18 protein-coding genes are annotated in these 18,334 nt (G+C 46.8%); 13 read left to right on the top strand and 5 right to left on the bottom strand.

Annotated elements, in window-relative coordinates:
• Positions 1-116 precede the first annotated feature (116 nt).
• The 11 genes from E7027_01030 to E7027_00980 all read left to right on the top strand — a co-directional run bounded on the left by E7027_01030 (position 117) and on the right by E7027_00980 (position 10,649).
• The gene (locus tag E7027_01030) at positions 117-602 is read left to right on the top strand and encodes an NAD(P)H-dependent oxidoreductase subunit E (GenBank protein MBE6420722.1); all 486 of its coding nucleotides are present in this window, start codon (positions 117-119) and stop codon (positions 600-602) included.
• A complete protein-coding gene (locus E7027_01025) occupies positions 592-2,475 on the top strand; it encodes an NADH-quinone oxidoreductase subunit NuoF (GenBank protein MBE6420721.1) in 1,884 nt (627 codons plus the stop codon). The genes E7027_01030 and E7027_01025 overlap by 11 nt, the downstream gene beginning before the upstream one ends.
• Before the next feature lie 15 nt (positions 2,476-2,490).
• The gene (locus tag E7027_01020; protein ID MBE6420720.1) at positions 2,491-4,224 is read left to right on the top strand and encodes a 4Fe-4S dicluster domain-containing protein; all 1,734 of its coding nucleotides are present in this window, start codon (positions 2,491-2,493) and stop codon (positions 4,222-4,224) included.
• Positions 4,225-4,818: 594 nt separating this feature from the next.
• The gene (locus tag E7027_01015; GenBank protein ID MBE6420719.1) at positions 4,819-5,253 is read left to right on the top strand and encodes a hypothetical protein; all 435 of its coding nucleotides are present in this window, start codon (positions 4,819-4,821) and stop codon (positions 5,251-5,253) included.
• 45 nt (positions 5,254-5,298) lie between these two features.
• The gene (gene lpoB / locus E7027_01010) at positions 5,299-5,889 is read left to right on the top strand and encodes a penicillin-binding protein activator LpoB (GenBank protein ID MBE6420718.1); all 591 of its coding nucleotides are present in this window, start codon (positions 5,299-5,301) and stop codon (positions 5,887-5,889) included.
• A gap of 9 nt (positions 5,890-5,898) precedes the next feature.
• Positions 5,899-7,209 (top strand): hypothetical protein, encoded by a 1,311-nt coding sequence (locus E7027_01005; protein MBE6420717.1) that lies wholly within the window; start codon positions 5,899-5,901, stop codon positions 7,207-7,209.
• Positions 7,210-7,218: 9 nt separating this feature from the next.
• Entirely contained in the window at positions 7,219-8,154 is a 936-nt protein-coding gene (locus tag E7027_01000; GenBank protein MBE6420716.1) for a hypothetical protein, read from the top strand.
• A 10-nt stretch (positions 8,155-8,164) separates the two neighbouring features.
• Positions 8,165-8,851 (top strand): FKBP-type peptidyl-prolyl cis-trans isomerase, encoded by a 687-nt coding sequence (locus E7027_00995; protein MBE6420715.1) that lies wholly within the window; start codon positions 8,165-8,167, stop codon positions 8,849-8,851.
• A complete protein-coding gene (locus E7027_00990; GenBank protein ID MBE6420714.1) occupies positions 8,851-9,432 on the top strand; it encodes a hypothetical protein in 582 nt (193 codons plus the stop codon). The genes E7027_00995 and E7027_00990 overlap by 1 nt, the downstream gene beginning before the upstream one ends.
• Before the next feature lie 45 nt (positions 9,433-9,477).
• Entirely contained in the window at positions 9,478-9,966 is a 489-nt protein-coding gene (locus E7027_00985; GenBank protein MBE6420713.1) for a hypothetical protein, read from the top strand.
• A 131-nt stretch (positions 9,967-10,097) separates the two neighbouring features.
• Complete coding sequence (locus E7027_00980) at positions 10,098-10,649, top strand: prepilin-type N-terminal cleavage/methylation domain-containing protein (GenBank protein MBE6420712.1); 552 nt, start codon at positions 10,098-10,100, stop codon at positions 10,647-10,649.
• A gap of 65 nt (positions 10,650-10,714) precedes the next feature.
• On the opposite strand, the gene E7027_00975 is transcribed toward E7027_00980, so the two are convergent.
• From E7027_00975 to E7027_00960, 4 genes are read right to left on the bottom strand one after another with little or no spacing between them, the layout of a single operon-like run.
• Complete coding sequence (locus E7027_00975) at positions 10,715-11,734, bottom strand: AI-2E family transporter (protein MBE6420711.1); 1,020 nt, start codon at positions 11,732-11,734, stop codon at positions 10,715-10,717.
• Positions 11,721-12,245, bottom strand: a complete 525-nt coding sequence (locus E7027_00970) for a hypothetical protein (protein MBE6420710.1) — start codon at positions 12,243-12,245, stop codon at positions 11,721-11,723. The genes E7027_00975 and E7027_00970 overlap by 14 nt, the downstream gene beginning before the upstream one ends.
• Positions 12,242-12,994 (bottom strand): HAMP domain-containing histidine kinase, encoded by a 753-nt coding sequence (locus E7027_00965; GenBank protein ID MBE6420709.1) that lies wholly within the window; start codon positions 12,992-12,994, stop codon positions 12,242-12,244. Before E7027_00965 ends, E7027_00970 begins: the two co-directional genes overlap by 4 nt.
• Before the next feature lie 12 nt (positions 12,995-13,006).
• A complete protein-coding gene (locus E7027_00960; protein ID MBE6420708.1) occupies positions 13,007-13,882 on the bottom strand; it encodes a hypothetical protein in 876 nt (291 codons plus the stop codon).
• Between the two features lie 84 nt (positions 13,883-13,966).
• Here E7027_00960 and E7027_00955 point away from each other — a divergent pair, with 84 nt between their 5' ends.
• Positions 13,967-15,181 carry a metallophosphoesterase family protein gene (locus tag E7027_00955; protein MBE6420707.1) on the top strand — a complete coding sequence of 405 codons (1,215 nt, stop codon included), beginning with the start codon at positions 13,967-13,969 and terminating at the stop codon, positions 15,179-15,181.
• Between the two features lie 184 nt (positions 15,182-15,365).
• Entirely contained in the window at positions 15,366-15,905 is a 540-nt protein-coding gene (locus E7027_00950; GenBank protein ID MBE6420706.1) for a prepilin-type N-terminal cleavage/methylation domain-containing protein, read from the top strand.
• 56 nt (positions 15,906-15,961) lie between these two features.
• On the opposite strand, the gene E7027_00945 is transcribed toward E7027_00950, so the two are convergent.
• A complete protein-coding gene (locus E7027_00945) occupies positions 15,962-18,325 on the bottom strand; it encodes a sodium-translocating pyrophosphatase (GenBank protein ID MBE6420705.1) in 2,364 nt (787 codons plus the stop codon).
• Positions 18,326-18,334: the final 9 nt, after the last annotated feature.

Raw genomic sequence — 18,334 nt, 5'->3', positions numbered from 1 at the left:
AAAATGGAAGAAACGGTTCCCGTTTTTTGTTTCATAATCAAATAAAGTTTTGTGTTGTTGTTTTGCCGTACGCAGTTTGTTATGCTGTGCGTTTTACCACATATATAGGAGAACTTATGACAGACAGATTCAAACCTGCCGTGCAGATCTTAAAAGACCACGACTACGATAGTTCCAAACTAATCCCCATCCTCCAAAAAGTGCAAGATGCTTATCGCTTTTTACCCGAGGATATTATGCGCTTTATTGCCAACGAATTGGAAATTTCTCCCGCTAAGGTTTTTGGAGTAGCCACTTTCTTTGCGCACTTCGCCATTACCCCGAAAGGGAAACATATTATTAAAGTATGTAACGGAACTGCCTGCCACGTAAAAGGTTCTTCTTTTGTCATCAATACCGTAAAAGATAAATTAAAATTGAAAGACGGCCAAGACACGACCGAAGATATGATGTTTACGTTGGAATGCGTATCTTGTTTGGGTGCGTGCGGCTTGGCGCCGGTACTCGTTCTTGATGATGTGGTGCATGGGCAAATTACCCCGGCAAAAGCAGTGGAACTAATTGATGCGGTTATCGCTTCGGAGGCTAACAATGGCAAGTAAAAATATCGAACAAATCGCCAAAGATTATAACGAGGCGTATAAAAAAATTACGGGTCGTGTGGTTATTTGCGGCGGTACGGGTTGTATTGCCGGCGGTTCCATGAAAGTATATGAAGCTTTCCAACAAGAAATGGAAAAACGCAAAATCGGCTTTTGCTTGCAAATCACAAAAGATTGCCACGAAAATTATTTAAGTTTAAGCGGTTGCCGCGGTTTCTGCGCGCAAGGGCCATTGGTGAGCGTGGGTGATATTTTCTATACCAAAGTAAAACCCGAAGATGTGGCTGAAATCGTAGAAAAAACACTTTTGAAAGGCGAAGTAATTGACCGCTTGCTCTATCACAATCCCGCTAACGACCAAAAAGCGGAAACGGTAGCCGAAATTCCTTTCTACTCCAAACAAAAACGCATTTTGTTGGGCGATTGCGGCCGCATCAACCCCGAAGATATCAACGAATATATTGCTCACGGCGGTTATGCCCAGGCTAAACGTGCTTATACCGAAATGACGGACGAAGAAGTCTGCAAAGAAATGATAGCGTCCGGCTTGCGCGGTCGTGGCGGCGGCGGTTTCCCTACCGGTAAAAAATGGGATTTAACCCGCATTGAACCCGGCCCGAAAAAATATGTAATTTGTAACGCCGACGAAGGTGACCCGGGTGCTTTTATGGATCGCAGCGTCATGGAAGGGAACCCCAACGCGGTGTTGGAAGGTATGATGATTGCGGCGCGTGCCATCGGTGCGGACGAAGGGTATATCTATGTGCGCATGGAATATCCGCTTGCCATTGAACGCGTGCGCACCGCTATTAAACAAGCCGAAGAATTGGGCCTTTTGGGCAAAAATATCTTCGGTTCCGGCAAAGATTTCAAAATCAATGTAATGGAAGGCGCGGGAGCCTTCGTGTGCGGTGAAGAAACCGCCCTTATCGCTTCCGTGGAAGGAAAACGCGGTATGCCGAAAATCAAACCGCCTTTCCCCAGCCAAAACGGTCTTTTTGGTAAACCCACCGTCATCAACAACGTGGAAACTTTGGCTACCGTAGCCAAAATTTTGGAAATGGGGGCCGAAGAATTCCGCAAAATCGGTACCTTGGGCAGCCCCGGCACCAAAACCTTCGCCGTTACGGGGCACATTGCCAACACCGGCCTCGTGGAAGTGCCCATGGGTACGACTCTTCGCCAAGTGATTGACGAAGTAGCCGGCGGAACCACCAACGATGACGGCACTGTTAATAAAGACTCCTTCAAAGCGGCCCAAATCGGCGGGCCTTCCGGCGGTTGCTTGACCAAAGAACATTTGGACTTACCGCTCGATTTCGATTCCTTGCGCTCCGCGGGTGCCATGGTGGGCTCCGGTGGGCTCGTGGTTATGAACGAGAAAACCTGTATGGTAAACGTGGCCCGCTTCTTCTTGGAATTTACCCAACGCGAGTCTTGCGGGAAATGTGTTCCCTGCCGCGAAGGTACCGAACAAATGCTTACCATGTTAAACGACATTGTAGAAGGCCGCGCTACCTTAAAAACGCTTGAAAACTTGGAAGATTTGGCCAAAGCCGTTCAAAAAGCGTCCTTGTGTGCGTTAGGTAAAACGGCCCCCAACCCGGTGCTTTCTACCTTGAAACATTTTAGAGAAGAATACCTCGCTCACGTAGTGGAAAAACGCTGCCCGGCGGGTGTATGTAAAGCCCTGGCCCGGTTCGAAATCGTGCCGGAAAAATGTAAAGGCTGTGGTATGTGTAAACGCGCTTGCCCGGTGCAAGCCATTACGGGTGAAGTCGGCAAGCCGCATGTGATTGATGCCAAAAAATGTATCAAATGCGGCGGCTGTAAATCCACTTGTAAATTCGGCGCGGTTGTAACGGGCGCATAACCACGGGAGCATATTATGGAAAACGAAAATTTTGTAACTATTGAAGGAAAAAGAGTTGCCATCGAAGGCGAAAAAAATCTGTTAGAATTAGTGCGTAAGGCTAATTTTAACATCGTAACTTTCTGCTATCACCCCGAACTGGCAGCCTATGGGGCTTGCCGTTTGTGCTTGGTGGAAGTGGAAGGTATGGGGATTGTGGCTTCCTGTACAGTTGCCCCTAAACCCGGTATGAAAGTGCGCGTAAACAGCGACGAAATCCGCAAATTACGCCGCATCAACCTGGAACTTTTGCTCTCCTCCGGCAATCACGACTGCACCCTCTGCAGTAAATCTAACAACTGCAAATTGCAGAAGTTGGCCAAAGATATGGATGTAACGGAAATTCGCTTTAAGTCCAAAAAATTGGATAGCCATAAAGACGAAACCTCCCCGGCCTTGGTGCGCGACCACAGCAAATGTATTTTGTGCGGTAACTGCGTGCGTATTTGTAACGAAGTGCAAGGCATCGGCGCGATTGATTTTGCCTTCCGCGGTTTCCGCTCCAAAATTGCCACCGCTTTTAACAAAGAACTCGGCCAAAGCCATGAATGTGTATCCTGCGGACAATGCGCCCGCGTATGCCCGACCGGTGCGTTGATGCCCAATTCTTCGGAAATCGAAGAAGTTTTCAAAGCCATTAACGACCCGAAGAAAAAAGTGGCCGTGCATATTGCTCCTGCCGTGCGTGTGGGCTTGGGTGAAATGTTCGGTTTGCCCCAGGGCAAAAATGTGGACGGTAAAATCGCTACCGCGTTACGCATGTTAGGATTTGACTATGTGTACGACACCGCCTTCACCGCAGACTTGACCATTTTGGAAGAAGCCACTGAATTTTTGGAACGCTTCAAAAAAGGAACCAACTTGCCGCAATTTACCAGTTGCTGCCCTGCGTGGGTCAACTATGTGGAAAAATTCGCTCCGGAGTTTATCCCCAACCTTTCCACGGCACGCTCCCCGATGCAAATGATGGGCCCCATCTTGAAAGCCGACTTTGAAGAAAAAGGCGGCAAACGCGAAGATTTGGTGGTGGTAGCCGTCATGCCGTGTTCCGCTAAAAAATCGGAAGCCAAACGCGGTGAATTTTATGTAAACGGTAACCCGGATACGGACTATGTAGTGACCACGGTTGGTCTGGCCCGCATGATTAAAGAAGCCGGTATCGACTTTGCCAACTTGGAAAACGAATGGTTTGATATGCCGTTTGGCTATAAAACGGGTGCCGGGGTTATCTTCGGTGCTTCCGGCGGTGTAATGGAAGCCGCCCTTCGCTATGCGCTTGCCGAATTGGATCCGGCCGGGGCTCGTAGCGTGAAATTTACCAGCTTGCGCGAAAGCAAAGTATTTAAGGAAAAAACGCTTACCATCGGCGATATCCAAATTCGTACGGCGGTCGTCAGCGGCCTTAAAAATGCGCGCAAACTCTTGGACGATATCAAAGCCGGCAAGAACCACTACGATTTCATCGAAGTGATGTCCTGCCAAGGCGGTTGTGTGGCCGGGGCCGGTCAGCCTCAGTTTGACGGTTGGGCTCCCCGCAAAGTACGCGCGGAAGGTCTGTATCAGGAAGATACGGAACTGGCCTACAAATCGCAAGATAACAGCGGTGTACAAGCGCTCTACGGGAAGATTTTAGATAAAATCGGCGGCCCGGTGGCGCACAAACTGTTACATACGCATTATCGCGATAAAAAAGACCGCACCGGCAAATAAACCGGAACCGTTCTTTTACTTCCCCGCGTGCTTTGTCGGCCGCGGGGAATTTTATGGATTTATTTTTGCTTCTCGCAGAGCGTATGATCGGGTAAGGAATCGGGAGATAGGGATTCTTGCTTTAATGTATCTAATAATAGTTGTTGCCGTTTAACACTTTTAATCAATATTTCCGGCAGGGTCGAATAAAAAGGGAGTGCATTTTTTAACTGGCCGATTTTTCTTTCCAATCGGCAATAATCCGCCTCTATTTGTTGGAATAGCGATAATAGTTTGTGGTAGGGTTGGGGCATATATTATTTCCGGCCGCCCATAGTAAAAAAGGGGCGGACTTCTAATAGATAGCGCCAACCATCCTAAAAGAAGCCGCCCCCTCCGCGCCCGAAGGCGCGGAAGAACGCGGACTTTCTGCCTCCAGTTGGCGCTATCTCACGGGGGAGAATGTCCGTTCTTCACGGCATGGAGGCAAAAATCCCTAAATTTTATAATAGTATAACATTTTCTGCCGCACCGGAAATATAAAAGGTAAAAAAAGAGGCTTTTTTCCGGCTCTAAAAACGGTAGAATAATAAAAAAGAATAAAAAGGAGCCCTTATGTTTTTACAGGAAGACGGTTTTGTGAAGTGGGTAGTTTTGTCACTTCTTGTATCTTTTGCTCTTTCCATTGCACTGGGGTGGCCCAGATATCAAAAAAGCCGAACTATTCAATTGGCTAAAAAAGCGTTAGAGCGCGGAAAGGAAATTGCTTATTTGCAAGAATCTTTCAAAGCCCGCTACGGTATGTATATGCCCGACTTATCCCGCCTGGATATCGGTTTTACCTGCCAACCTGTGGAAGGCAGCGGGGCTTTGTCTTGCGATGAGTATATTTATGAAATGGAGCAAAATATTTTGAAGGTGCGCCACCGGGTGCGCCCCAGTTGGTTTGAAGTACACATTGAGGAAGGCTGGGTGGACTGCTCTTATGCCGAAAAGATAGTGCAGGAAAGCCGTTTGTGCCGTCCTGACAAAATGCCTGAATTGTTGTAGGAAATATGCTAGGATAAGAGTATCTGTTTATAAGGAGAAAAAACAATGAAAAAACTTTTAGTTGTTTTGCTGGTTGCTCCGCTTTTTTTCGCGTGCAGTACCAGTGTAGAACGCGTAGAAACTAATTTAATAAAAGATGTGAGCGGCGGTTGGAACGATACCGATGCCCAAATGGTTGCCCAAGAAATGATTACCGATTGTTTAGCCAGCGGTTGGTATAACAAGTTTACCACCCGTTACGGCAAAGAACCCACCGTTATTGTCGGCACGGTTAATAATAAAACCATGGAACACATCAATACTTCCGTGTTTATAGAAGAAGTGCAACGCGCTCTTATCAATTCGGGCAAAGTGAACTTTGTTGCCTCTTCGGAAGAACGCGGTGATCTTCGCACCGAACGCTTGGAACAAGATGAATTTGCCAGCGAAGCCACCCGCAAAGCCTTCGGCAAAGAAGTAGGAGCCGATTATATGCTCAGCGGTGTGCTGAACTCCGTGGTGGATAAATCCGGCAGCAAAGCCCTGGTATTCTATCAAACCAACTTGAAACTAATTGATATTGAAACCAACCAAATCGTTTGGAACGGTCAAAAACAAATCAAAAAATATGTAAAACACAGTAAAGTAACCTGGTAGGAACACTTTATGAAGGCGCGCGTATATTTGTTGGGGTTAGTGTTGTTATGCTCCGCGTGTACGGCGCCTTCTTTGCGTTACAAAAAAGAAGTACAAAGTATGTTGGCTTCCCAAAAAATGGAGGAAGCCCAAGCCCGTGTGGAACAAGCCAAAGAAAAACACTATTCCGAGAGGGACGCTTCCCTGTTTTATTTGGATAAAGCCCTAGTTTTGCACGATTCTCACCAACCTTATGAAAGCGATATCCTGTTTTCTTCCGCCCAGCAACATATTAACGAAAATACCGCCAAAAGCATTTCCGGCACGGCCGGGACGCTTTTGATTAACGATTTAACCGCTCCCTATACGGTTGCCTCTTACGAGCAAGCCCTTACTTTTTTCTTTCGGGCGATGAACTTTTTGGAACAAAACAAAATATCTTCTGCCGCGGTAGAAGCGCGCAAAGCGGTTTTTTTCTTGGATCATTTGCGCGGCAGTAAATCTTCCGGCTATAACGACGACCCCTTTGTGCAGTATTTTGCCAGTTTGATTTTTGAATCGGAAGGGAACTTGTCCTCTGCACGCATTGCCCGTACCAATTCTTTGAAAGCCTACGAACGCTTGGGAAAAGATTTGAAAGTCTCCGCCCCCGAATTTTATGTTCCGCAAGATGCCCAGGACTGGGGGGAAATTATTTTATTTCACTATAACGGACTTCTCCCATTAAAAAAGACGGCTACTTTTATGCTCAGTTGGAACGAGTTGGTCAGTTATGCTTCATATCCGGAAGAAGGGCACGGAGTGGTAGCTCCCGAAGTACACAACGCCATTTTAACCGCTATGGTAGGCCGTTCCGCGGGCATTTCCGCCCCCATTTTGGAGCAAACCCCCTATCAGGTAAGTACTTCGTGGGCGGAGGCAAACGGCCAGCGGTATTACACTCAAAAAGTAGCCGATTTTGCAGCGGCCGCTCATTTAGATCTGCAAGAAAAAAGACCCGGCATTTTGTTTAGAAGTGCCACCCGTGCGGTGGTAAAACAAGTGGCCTCGGTACAAGCCGGGCGCGCTATGACGGAGGCCACAGGAGACGAAGGTATCGGGGAGTTGGCGCGTTTGTTGGTAAACATCTTTGGTGCCGTTACCGAAAAAGCGGACACCCGCCAATGGTTTACTTTACCTGCCGAAGTACGCATGACCCGTATTTTTGTGGCTCCGGGTAATCAAAATATCCGCCTGTTGTTTAGCGACGGATATGGTAATATAATAGGAGAACACACCTTTGAAAATGTGTTTGTGCCGAAAGGCGGCCGCGTATTTTTGCACCACCGGACGGCTTATTAGGAGGGGAAAATGAAGAAAATATTTTTACTTGTCTGCGCTTTGGGGTTATGTGCCTGCGCAGGTATGAATAAAAATACGGTTAGTTACAAAACCAATCAGTATAATTCTGCCAAATATTATGTAGTGGCCGGGGAAGGTATGACGGAAACGGAAGCCTCCCAAAACGCGCTGGATAATATGCGCCGGGAAATTATGCAAAACGCTCCGGACGCCGAAGCGCAAGGAGTATTGACCGATTTAATGGCCAATGCCGAAGTGGATAAAGTATGGCGGGATAAGGACTCCGGTTCCAAGCACTACTATGCTCTGGCCGTTCTTTCTCGCGAAAAAGCCCAACGCGTTTTAGAACCCGTTTTGAAACAGTTGGACGGCATGCTTGCCGGTTTGGCTGCTCAATTTACCAATCCTGCCGACCCGATGGCCGATTTGAAAATCGCTTACCGTATGCAACCGCTGGTGGCGCGCCGTTTGGCTGTGGACGAAGCCTACCAATTCCTGTCGGCTACCCGTCAACCTTTCAGCCCGGAAACCTTCCTGCCTTATAAAGATGTGTTAAAAGAAAAAATGGCTGCCGTATTGGTAGCGGTAGAAGTGGAAGGTATGGCCAGCGAAGTAATGGTTACTTATGTGGTGGACGCGTTAAACCAAATGGGACTGGGCGTGGTGGACGAAACCGACCCGGATAAACTTTTAGTGGTTAAAATTCAAACCGAAGTGGACGGATATCACTCTAAAAAAGTGGAAGGCTTAATTTGGGTTTCCAGCAGTGCGGCGGTCAGTTTGCAGGAAGCGCAAAAAGGGGTAACTTTCGCCCGTTTTAATGTGTACGAACGGGCCGGTACTTCCCGTGCGGAAGATTCTTTGCGCAGAAGCATGCAAAGCGTGGGGGAACAATCTGCCGAGCAGATTGTACGCCGTATGGAAGCATATTTGAAAAACAGATAGGAGTTAAAAAATGAAAAAATTATTGTTACTTGTTATGTTGATAACCCCGCTTATGGGGTTTGCGCAAGAAACGCCCTCGGCTACTACGGCGGAGGCCTCTGCCGAACGCAACAAAATGTTGTATTCGTTGGGTTTTTTGCTGGGCAATAATCTTAAAAATCAGTTAGTATTGGATAACGAAGACGATTATAAAGCCCTTTCCCAAGGTATGCGCGATAGTCTGTTGCATAAAAAACCGCAAACCGATGTGGAAAAATACAAACCGCAAATTATCCAAAAATACAAAGATGATGCCAAAACGATTTCCGCCAAATACGAAGCCGAACAAAAAAAATACCTGGCTGATTTCCAAAAAGAAAAAGGTGTAAAAACCTTGGATAACGGGGCGATGATTAAACTTTCCCGCGCCGGGAAAGGCAAAAACCCGAAAGCGGACAGTACGGTAAAAGTGCACTATACCGGCACTTTAATCGATGGGACTAAGTTCGACAGTTCCCGCGACCGCGGCGAGGCCTTCCAAACTAAACTGACCGATGTAATTCCGTGTTGGACGAAAGCCGTTCAGCAAATGAAACCCGGTGCCCGCGCCACGGTAGTGTGTCCGGCCGATACTGCTTACGGAAATCGCCCGGTGGGGAATATCCCGCCTAATTCCACCTTGATTTTTGATGTGGAACTATTAGAATTGGGGCAATAATGTCCAAAACAAGTTACGCTTTGATAGCCCTTATGGTGGCCGCGCTTCTTTTCATGGGCGCGGCCCGCGGCTATCAGTTCTATCAGCAAAAAGTGGCCCAATGGGAACAGGAACGCCAAGAAACCGAAGGCGCCTTTACCTTTCAAAATGTTCCCGTTTCTTTGGCTGCTCCGCGTGCGGAACCCGTGTCGGCTCCGGTGCTGTTCCAAGGAACAAAAGCGGACTATTTTATAGAAGAAAAACCTCTTACCCAAGAACAAGCCGAAAAGCAAGCCGTGGACACTATACACTCCATTTTGGCCGATTTTGCCGATGATGAAAAACTGCAAGCCTTTAATAAGGAACTGGCCGCCGCTTCCAAAGGGGAAGCATTGGATATAGCCGGCTTAAGCGGGGGGAACTTGGCCCAAGTGATGCAACAAAACCCGGAAATCGCCGGGGTCGTCAGTAAGCATATGCAAAACCCGGACTTTGCCAAAACTGTTCAACAAATTTTTACCAATCCTCAGTTTGTTAAAAGTATCGAGCAGTTACAAGGTGCTACCCAAAATGCTCCGCAAGCCCCAAAAAAAGATGAATAAAAACGGAAAAATATTGTATCCTATAGGATATATAGGAGGCCACCCGTGCTGAAAATTTTACTTAAGTCCGTTATTTTAGTTTTTATTATTTTAAGTGTATATTTTATTGTTCACCCGTCTGCCTGTTCCAATTTAATGCTGGGCAGAGTAACCAACCCCAACGGTAAAGAACCCGTGAGAACGGAATATAACCAAAGCCGTGGCGAATTGTTGGTACCGCAAGGGGATACACCGCTTCCCTCTACCGCACCGCAAGGCATTTATGATACCAACACCTTAAATGCCCAGCAAGAGGCTCCTACCTACTCTCAGGAAGATATCGATTATGCCATTGCCAGCCGCTATGTGGAGTTGGAAAACGAATACGCCAAAAACAATGCGGTGGGTAAAGATACCGCCAAAGAGATTTCTTCTATCGTTATGGACGATTTCGAACTGACCCAGCAAGAGTGGGAGTCCTTCCTGCAACGCGCCACGACCACTAACTTGTTTAACAAGGTTCGTAACGAAATGCCGCTTACTTCGGCCAACTAAAGAAAAATCTTTATGATTAACCCGGCTCTTTGCATAGCCGGGTTTTTTCTTGCAGAGTAATACTAAAAGGAAACCCCTGTATTGTGAGATATGTAACAAATTATTTATAATTTTCTTAAGAGGATAGTTTTATGAAACAAGGTTTTACTTTGGTAGAGTTGCTGGTTGTGGTTTTGATTATTGGAATTTTGGCGGCTATGGCCATGCCCCACTATGAAAAAGCTGTTTGGGAGGCTCGTGCAAGTCAATTGTTTGTTAGTGTAAGAAGCCTGGCAAACGCACAAGAAAATTTTTTCTTAAAAACGGGGCGTTATGCCAAAACCTTCCGGGGTTTAAGTTATGATTTTAATAACTTGGAATCTGTGGGGCAGAGTAGTGTAGGGTTAACAACTCCCGGTACGGATGCGGTGCGCTATAAAAATTTGTTTGAATTAGTTATCAATATTCGCGGAGACTCCGAAGGTTCGTTTTCTTTTTCGTCCGGCTTTTTTATAGAAGGACGCTACAAAGGAAGCGGTATTATGTTTGTGCATAGGGAAGGAAAAGGAACTTTGCAGAAGAAAATGTACTGTGGGGAAATTGTATCCAAAGTAATAAAAGCGGGGGATTTCTGCAAAGATGTCATGTCCTGCGAAGGAACTCCTATCACGCAAAACGGAGTTCGTTTTTACGAACTGCCATAGTGTATTATAATTGATAAAAAAGCCCAAGGTTATCCTTGGGCTTTTTTGTTAAAAGCATCTTGATATCAATGGGGTAGCCTGCCGGCTAACAGTTCCGCTACCGGACGGGTATGTTTCATTTTGCTAAGGACAATTTTTACGGAAGCCGTAATCGGCACGGATAAGAAAGCGCCCGGTACGCCCCAAATAAGCGACCAGAAGATTAACGAAGCCACTACCGTTACGGGGTGCAAATCCATACCTTCTCCCAAAAAGCGCGGCTCAAGGATATTTCCGATGGTAAATTCGGTGGCAGTCAAAAGCCCCAATACAACAAAGAAATTCGGCCCAAAGCCGAATTGCAAGAAAAGTACCGGAATCGGTAATAATACTGCCACAATAGAGCCCACGCTGGGAATAAAGTTAAGTAAGAACACAAACAACGCAAACAAGACAGCCAACTTAACCTTAAATGCCAATAAAATAACGGCGGCCACAAGCCCTGTGGCGATAGAAGCCATTAACTTTACCGACAGATAAATGGATACATTGGCAAGCATTTCTTTAATGGCAGGGTTGGTAATAGCGGCGGCTTTTTTGGTGCCGAAGAGAAAAAAGGTCATAAACAGAATAATCAACATGACATTGGAAAAGATATTGAATACTTTGCCGCCGAAATTCTTTACCCAATTAAAAACAGGGAGTTCGCGCAAATAACTTTCAATGAAGTTTTGATCCAATGTGATGCCGTATTCCTGCAAGCGGGTAGCCAAGTTGGACACGGTATCAATTAAGTTTTGGCGATACACTTCCGCTCCTTTCAAAAATTCTCCCACCGAGTTTACCGTAAATATAATAATACCGGCAAATAAGGCAATCGAAACCAAAATAGACACCGTAAGCGCAAGCCAAGACGGAAAGGAAAAACGGTTTTTAAGAGCCAAAGTCATTTGTGCCAAAATGGTGTAAATAAAAATGGAAATAATCAGCGGAATCAGCAAGGCTTTGGTGTAAACCAAAAAAGCCGTCAACACGCCTGCGGCAATTACCGTCAGGCAAATGGCACTTGTTTTTAAGTAATAGTAAGTGTTTTTATCCGTTTGCATGGGATCCTCTGTTTCTTTCGGTTTGTTTTGCAATTTCTCTGGCCAAAAATAAAATCTTTCCCGTCAGGTTATCCAAATCGCTTTGGCAGGAAGTTAACAACCACACATTAAGTTTGGCCGCCGTAAAACTTTTGTAGTTGCGGCAGAATCGGTCGTAAGCGGTGGTAAACTCGTCAGCGGCGCGCGAAAGGGAGCGGGCGCGGCTGTTGAGCCCTTTGGCAGGCAAGGCCAGGTCTTCCGTCCAATCGGCGGCTTTACAGGCACGCACATCAGCCCGGGCTTGGAGCCAAAAGGCTTCCGTATCGTTTACCTGGGTGCGAAGGTCTGCACAAAAAAGGTTAAAATCTGCCGCAAAGGTCGTATCGCGCACTTCTATATTTTTATGCAGTTGTTGCAAAATGGCTTCCAAGCGTTTGTTAAAATCGCTTACCGACAGGGCTGCCGCGTGCAGCCGGGCACGCAAGGCATCGCATTGGGTGTTAATGGTATCTAACAAAGTTTCTGTGTTCATAAGACGGGAAAGTTAATGGTGAAAATAGAGCCGAGGCCCCTGTCGGACACTACACTAATGGAACCGCCGTGTAAATCTAAAATGCGTTTAATCATGGGTAACCCCAATCCCCAACCGTTGATTTGCCCCGTGAAATAATCGTCCACCTGGTAGAAGGGTTCAAAGATAAGGTTTACATCTTGCGGACGGATACCGGCCCCGTAATCGCGCACGGAGATAGAAATACTGTCGCCGTGGTTGGCGCATTGAACTTTAATCACTTTTTCCATTTTGTTGTTAAACTTAATGGCATTAGATAAAAGTTCCTGTATGCATAAACGCAACATTTCCGCATTGGCAAAAAGGTTCAAGCGCTCCGGGCAATCTATTTCCACAAAAGTTCCGCGCTTGACGGAAGAATCTTCCTTTACCGTTACGGGAACGGCAGGCACTTCTTCGCGTGCCACGGCACAACTGGCGCAATCTTTAATAAGCGGTTTTAAGGCAACATCTTCCCGTTCTAAGTCTTCCGCTTTGGCGGAAGTAACTTTATTAAAATCAAACAACTTGTTTACTAAGCGCGACATTTTGCCGCCTTGCTTGTGAATTTCTTCTAAAGCCTTAGAGGTGAAAGGGGAGAATTTTTCTTTCCCGGCTTGAGATAAAATCGCCTCGGAATATCCGTTGATAATGGAAAGCGGGGTTTTGAGTTTGTGAGAAATCAGCGTAAGGGCACGCGAGCTGATAATTTCGTTCTTTTCTTCGCTCATAGTTGGCCTCTTTTAGAAAGACATACCTAAACGGATATAGAAAATATCGCGTTTGTCTTTATTATGTACGGAACGCACATGGTTGTAAGCCATGTCGGCGGATACTAAATTCCCTACAATAAACGAGTTACCCACTACAAACGAGTGTTGGGAATCGGTTGTGTGGTATTCCCCAAAGCGGTAACTGAGATAAATGGAAGACCCGTCGTCCGCCCACATACGGGTTAAGCGGGTACCCACGGCATATTTGGGCAATTCGCGCACGATGTCCAAGGTTTGGGTGGAGGCCAAGTCTTGCTGGTCCATAATGCCGCGGAAACTTTCGACACCGGTTATGCCGTCGGGATATTGAAAAACGGTTCCGATGAGTTCAAAACCGAACGCACGGTAAAAATCTTTGTGTAAACCCAAGGTGTAGGCGGCTTCGGAGTAGTATTGGTTGGAGTCGGCCCCTTCCAAGGTAAGCGTGCCTTTTTGACGCGCAAACGAGGCCCCGATAAAGGCATGGGTGTATAAATCGTTTACTTCATCGTCCTGCATGGTAATAATCAGGCGGGAGTTCAAGCCGAACGCGGACGCGTCTTGATATCGGGCATCATCGCTTTTGTTTTTGAAATAATAAAAAGGCGTAAAGTTAAATTTCAAATAATCAAAGTCCATGTGAATCGGAAGATAGACGGAGTAGATAGGATCTTTGAATACATCATCGTTGACATAACGGGCTTGGATACCGGCCAATGTGTTTAACGATAAAGCCACCGTGGCCCCGGCATCTGCCTTGGTAAAGTGGGAAGCCCCCGTGTAGGCGGCGGTTACGTCCACCGTGCGCGCTTGCGCGGCGGCGGAGAGGATACAAACGGATAAAATAGATAAAAGTAATTTTTTCATATATTCCCATTTAACCAAATTTTAAGCATTTTTGGCTATAGGGTTTTATTTTGTAATAAAAAGATATTTTGTAGAATAAAAGAGATGAGAAAATTAACCTTTTTATTTGCTTTTTTATTTATTTGTTCCGGTGGATACGGAGCGCAGATTTTGCGCGGCCCGTATATCGAAGACCCTACCCAAACCACTATGATTCTGCGTTGGGAAACGGACGAGCCCACCCCTGCCTGGTTGGAATACGGCCCCACCCCTCGCTGTAACCAGATTATGACCGTGACCCCGGAAGGGACTTCGCACAAAGCCGTTTTGTACGGCTTGGTGCCTAATCAAGATTTTTGCTACCGTGTGCATGTGTACAACCACGCCAAAGACGGCACGCAAAATCCGGTGGAAGGTTCTTTCCGCACGCTTTTTTCGCCGGAACGCAAAATCGTTAATTTTTTAGCCATGGGGGCTACCGGTGCAGAGCCCGCAGCGCCTGCGGACGACTTCTTGCCCGTTACGGACGATGCGGCTATCGCGCGTGCCAATGTGGCCGCGTTAATGAGTGAGGAAAAAGCCGACTTTTTGATTCACACCGGTAACCTGACCGCCAGCGGCTTAAACGAAGATACCAACCGCGAGTTTTTTGACCCCTTCAAAGATGTATTATTAAAAACCCCGCTTTTTGTGGCTTTGGGCCCCAACGAATACGGCCCCAACCGCGAATCGCGCGACAGCAAATCTTTTCTGCGGGCGAATTATTCCCGTTTTCATAATATGAGTTGGAGCACCGCCACTCCCAAGTATTATTCGTTTGATACGGCCAATGCACGCTTTATCTTTTTAGATACCAATGTGGCCGAGGGAGCTGTATGGGCGCCGGAAATCGGTGAAAAATCTGCCCAAACCAAATGGCTTAAAACCACTTTGGCCGGGGCTGGCGAAAAATGGAAAATTGTGGTGATGAATGCCCCGGCATATTCTTCCGGCGTAAAAGGAACCAACAACGAAGTGTTCCATAATTGGGTAAAAATTTTTGAAGATTACCGTGTAAAATTGGTATTGCAAGGCGGCGATGCCGATTACGAAAGAACTTTTCCCATGTATCGCGGCGAAGTGGCTCCGCACGGCGTAACCTATGTAACCTTGGGTACCGCGGCCCCCAAACCGGGTAAGCGCGAAAACCCACACCCCTCTACGGCGCGTTTTGTGTCGGCTCGCCACTATGCTTCGGGCAAAATTGTGGATAGGAAATTAACACTTAAAGTGCATAGCGATAAAGGCAAGTTATTGGATACATTGGAACTTTATTTGTAGAAATTATTTTTTGAATAAAAAGGTACAGAATTTTTCTGTGCCTTTTTTGTTTTATAGGTTTTTTGAGTATCAAAGTTCAAGTTCTTGAATCGTTTGTTTTTTCCCTTATAATAATTATAAGCGGGAAACAGGAAAAATCGCATGGTTTTCTGCTTACCGTAAATCTATTTACAAGAGGTTTTTTATGAAACAAGGTTTTACTTTGATAGAACTTTTGGTTGTAGTGTTAATCATCGGCATATTGGCGGCGGTGGCCCTTCCGCAATATGAAATAGCGGTATGGAAAACGCGCTTCAGTTCTTATTTGCCGACACTTCGTGCCATTAAAGATGCGCAAGAGGTATATTATTTGGCCAATGGGGAATATGCCACAAATTTTGAAGATTTGGGTTATGAATATTCCGGAACGCTTAATGATGCCAAAACGCAATATACGGATAAAAAAGGATTTAAAATATCAATAAGTAAAGTAATGGTTGCTGCCCAACGGGGCGGAGATAACGGCCGCCCTTACGGAAGGGTTCATTATATTTATGATAATGTAAGCGGAAAGGATAATAACCATTGGCCCTATACTCCGGGAAAATTGGTGTGCGGGGCATGGATGAACCACCACGAAGGAGGGTATGGGATTATGAGCCGTATTTGTAAAAGTTTAACGGGTAAGTCCACCACCGGCGGGTGCTATTCTCCCAACGGATTTTATGCCTACTGTTTTAATTGATAAGAGAAAAATAAAAAAACCCCCACTCAAACGAGCGGGGGTTTTTTTTACTAAACTTATTTGTTTAAGTCTTCAGCGGTTTTTTTGCTGGATAAAATCGCCCAACTTAATACCGCCAATAACGCAATCACTACCACCCAGCCGATTTTTCCGAGGGGGGTAAAATCGTTATGGTAGTTCACCACAATCGGCGCTACGATTACGGCCACCATGTTTACCACTTTAATCAAGGGGTTCACGGCGGGGCCGGCCGTATCTTTTAAGGGATCGCCCACGGTATCGCCCACCACACTGGCTTTGTGGCGTTCGGAACCTTTACCCGTGTTATTTTCAATGCTGGAAGGTTCGTCTTCCACCACTTTTTTGGCGTTATCCCAACTGCCGCCGGCGTTGGACATAAACACCGCCAACAATTGGCCCGAAATGATGATACCCGCTAAGAAACCGCCCAAGGCTTCTACCCCGAAGGCTAACCCTACCACAATGGGAGAGATAATGCCCAAGAGAGCCAGGATAATCAGTTCCTTTTGGGCCGCCACGGTGGAAATTCCTACCGCGCGTGTATAATCGGGTTGAGCAGATCCGTCCAATACCCCGCCTTTGAATTGACGGCGGACTTCCTGCACAATAAGTGCCGCAGCACGGCTGACCGCATTGATAGCAAAAGACGAGAACAACCACGGGAGTGCTCCGCCAATCAGCATACCTACAAACACAACGGGGTTGGAAACCACAATCCCTACTTGAGAAAGAAGCGGAAGAACTTTGTCTTCCCCGGCAGCGGCCCAAGCATCATTAAGCAACCGTTGCACATTGCTGACATCTACCATGTAGGAAGCAAACAACGATACCGCCGCAATAACGGCCGAGCCGATAGCCACCCCTTTGGTAATGGCTTTAGTGGTGTTTCCCACACCGTCTAAGTCCGCCATGATTTGGCGCGCTTTTTTAGTTTCTTCGTCTTCTTGTCCGTGCCAGGCCATTTCGCCGATACCGTTGGCGTTGTCGGCAATGGGGCCGAAGGAGTCCATGGCTACGTTATTACCGGTAAGGGTAAGCATACCGATACCCGTCATGGCTACACCGTAGAGGATAAAGTTGAATTTTTCCGTCGGGGAAAGTCCGTCAATTGTGCCGAAAATAACCACCGAGCAGAAAATAGAAGCCGCAATAACCAAAGTAGTCCATACGGCCGATTCAAAACCTACGGCAATACCGGAAAGAATGGTGGTAGCCGAACCGGTAGCGGTAGATTTTTTGATTTCTTGTACCGGTTTATTTTCCGTACCCGTAAAATATTCAGTCAGGCGGTCAATGCCGATGGCCAAAATAATACCGATAGTGGTAGCCGCAAACGGACGCCACCACCCGCCGGGAACGGTGTTCATATAGAAATAAGCAAGTACGCCGAAAATAGCCACCGAAATCGCGGCGGAAATAGAATAGCCTTTGAAAATGGCTTTCATGGCGTTACCTGCATTGCGTTTGGAATCTTTTACCGCATAAGTACCGATAATGGAGCATAACACCCCAATCCCGCGTACCAAAAGCGGATAAACAATCCACTCGTGGTGGCCCGTAATGCGCCACAAAGCAATCCCTAAAATAAGGCCGGATACAATGGTTACTTCATACGATTCAAAAATATCCGCGGCCATACCGGCACAATCGCCCACATTGTCGCCCACCAAGTCAGCCACAACGGCGGGGTTGCGCGGGTCGTCTTCGGGGATACCCGCTTCCACTTTACCTACCAGATCGGCGCCCACATCGGCGGCTTTGGTGTAAATACCGCCTCCTACACGCATGAAAAGAGCCAAAAGCGTTCCGCCGAAACCGAAACCGAGCAAGGCGTCCGGCGCGGCAATACCGAAAATGATAAAAATAATCGTTCCGCCAAAAAGGCCCAAGCCGTCCGTTAACATACCGGTAACAGTACCCGCACGGTAGGCAATGCGCAAGGCATCACCGAAACTGCGTTTAGATGCGGCCGCCACGCGTACGTTGGCATCTACCGCAATACGCATACCGAGTTGCCCCACGAGCAGCGAGAATACCGCCCCCAAAATAAACGCGCCTGCGCGCCCGAAAGCGGCAATCAATTTCACCTTTTCGGGAGAAAGACCGGCGAAGCGTTCCATGGAGTCTTGCGATACCGGAACAATATAAACCGAGAGGAACAAACATACGGTCAATAAACCGATAAGGGGCAAAATGGTTTTGAGTTGTCTTTTTAAGTAAGCATTGGCCCCTTCGCGTATAGCTCCCCAAACTTTTTGCATTGCCGGGGTGCCGCAATCTTCGTTAATTACTTGCTTGCGTAGAAATAAGGCATATAAAAGCCCCAAAACCGCAATAAACAATACGCCAAAAAGCGCATACTGTTCAAAAGGTCTTAGGGCACTGATTCCGTACCACATAAGTTATCT

The sequence above is a fragment of the Elusimicrobium sp. genome (assembly GCA_015062115.1).
GTDB lineage: Bacteria > Elusimicrobiota > Elusimicrobia > Elusimicrobiales > Elusimicrobiaceae > Avelusimicrobium.
The sequence above is the reverse complement of the archived record's forward strand: the minus strand, read 5'-3'. Positions and strand labels throughout refer to the sequence as shown.

What these genes read in the sequence shown, in the direction of transcription:
- E7027_01030 (MBE6420722.1), top strand. Translation starts at nt 117, where the DNA reads ATGACAGACAGATTCAAACCTGCCGTGCAGATCTTAAAAGACCACGAC.
- E7027_01025 (MBE6420721.1), top strand. Translation starts at nt 592, where the DNA reads ATGGCAAGTAAAAATATCGAACAAATCGCCAAAGATTATAACGAGGCG.
- E7027_01020 (MBE6420720.1), top strand. Translation starts at nt 2,491, where the DNA reads ATGGAAAACGAAAATTTTGTAACTATTGAAGGAAAAAGAGTTGCCATC.
- E7027_01015 (MBE6420719.1), top strand. Translation starts at nt 4,819, where the DNA reads ATGTTTTTACAGGAAGACGGTTTTGTGAAGTGGGTAGTTTTGTCACTT.
- lpoB (MBE6420718.1), top strand. Translation starts at nt 5,299, where the DNA reads ATGAAAAAACTTTTAGTTGTTTTGCTGGTTGCTCCGCTTTTTTTCGCG.
- E7027_01005 (MBE6420717.1), top strand. Translation starts at nt 5,899, where the DNA reads ATGAAGGCGCGCGTATATTTGTTGGGGTTAGTGTTGTTATGCTCCGCG.
- E7027_01000 (MBE6420716.1), top strand. Translation starts at nt 7,219, where the DNA reads ATGAAGAAAATATTTTTACTTGTCTGCGCTTTGGGGTTATGTGCCTGC.
- E7027_00995 (MBE6420715.1), top strand. Translation starts at nt 8,165, where the DNA reads ATGAAAAAATTATTGTTACTTGTTATGTTGATAACCCCGCTTATGGGG.
- E7027_00990 (MBE6420714.1), top strand. Translation starts at nt 8,851, where the DNA reads ATGTCCAAAACAAGTTACGCTTTGATAGCCCTTATGGTGGCCGCGCTT.
- E7027_00980 (MBE6420712.1), top strand. Translation starts at nt 10,098, where the DNA reads ATGAAACAAGGTTTTACTTTGGTAGAGTTGCTGGTTGTGGTTTTGATT.
- E7027_00975 (MBE6420711.1), bottom strand. Translation starts at nt 11,734, where the DNA reads ATGCAAACGGATAAAAACACTTACTATTACTTAAAAACAAGTGCCATT.
- E7027_00970 (MBE6420710.1), bottom strand. Translation starts at nt 12,245, where the DNA reads ATGAACACAGAAACTTTGTTAGATACCATTAACACCCAATGCGATGCC.
- E7027_00965 (MBE6420709.1), bottom strand. Translation starts at nt 12,994, where the DNA reads ATGAGCGAAGAAAAGAACGAAATTATCAGCTCGCGTGCCCTTACGCTG.
- E7027_00960 (MBE6420708.1), bottom strand. Translation starts at nt 13,882, where the DNA reads ATGAAAAAATTACTTTTATCTATTTTATCCGTTTGTATCCTCTCCGCC.
- E7027_00955 (MBE6420707.1), top strand. Translation starts at nt 13,967, where the DNA reads ATGAGAAAATTAACCTTTTTATTTGCTTTTTTATTTATTTGTTCCGGT.
- E7027_00950 (MBE6420706.1), top strand. Translation starts at nt 15,366, where the DNA reads ATGAAACAAGGTTTTACTTTGATAGAACTTTTGGTTGTAGTGTTAATC.
- E7027_00945 (MBE6420705.1), bottom strand. Translation starts at nt 18,325, where the DNA reads ATGTGGTACGGAATCAGTGCCCTAAGACCTTTTGAACAGTATGCGCTT.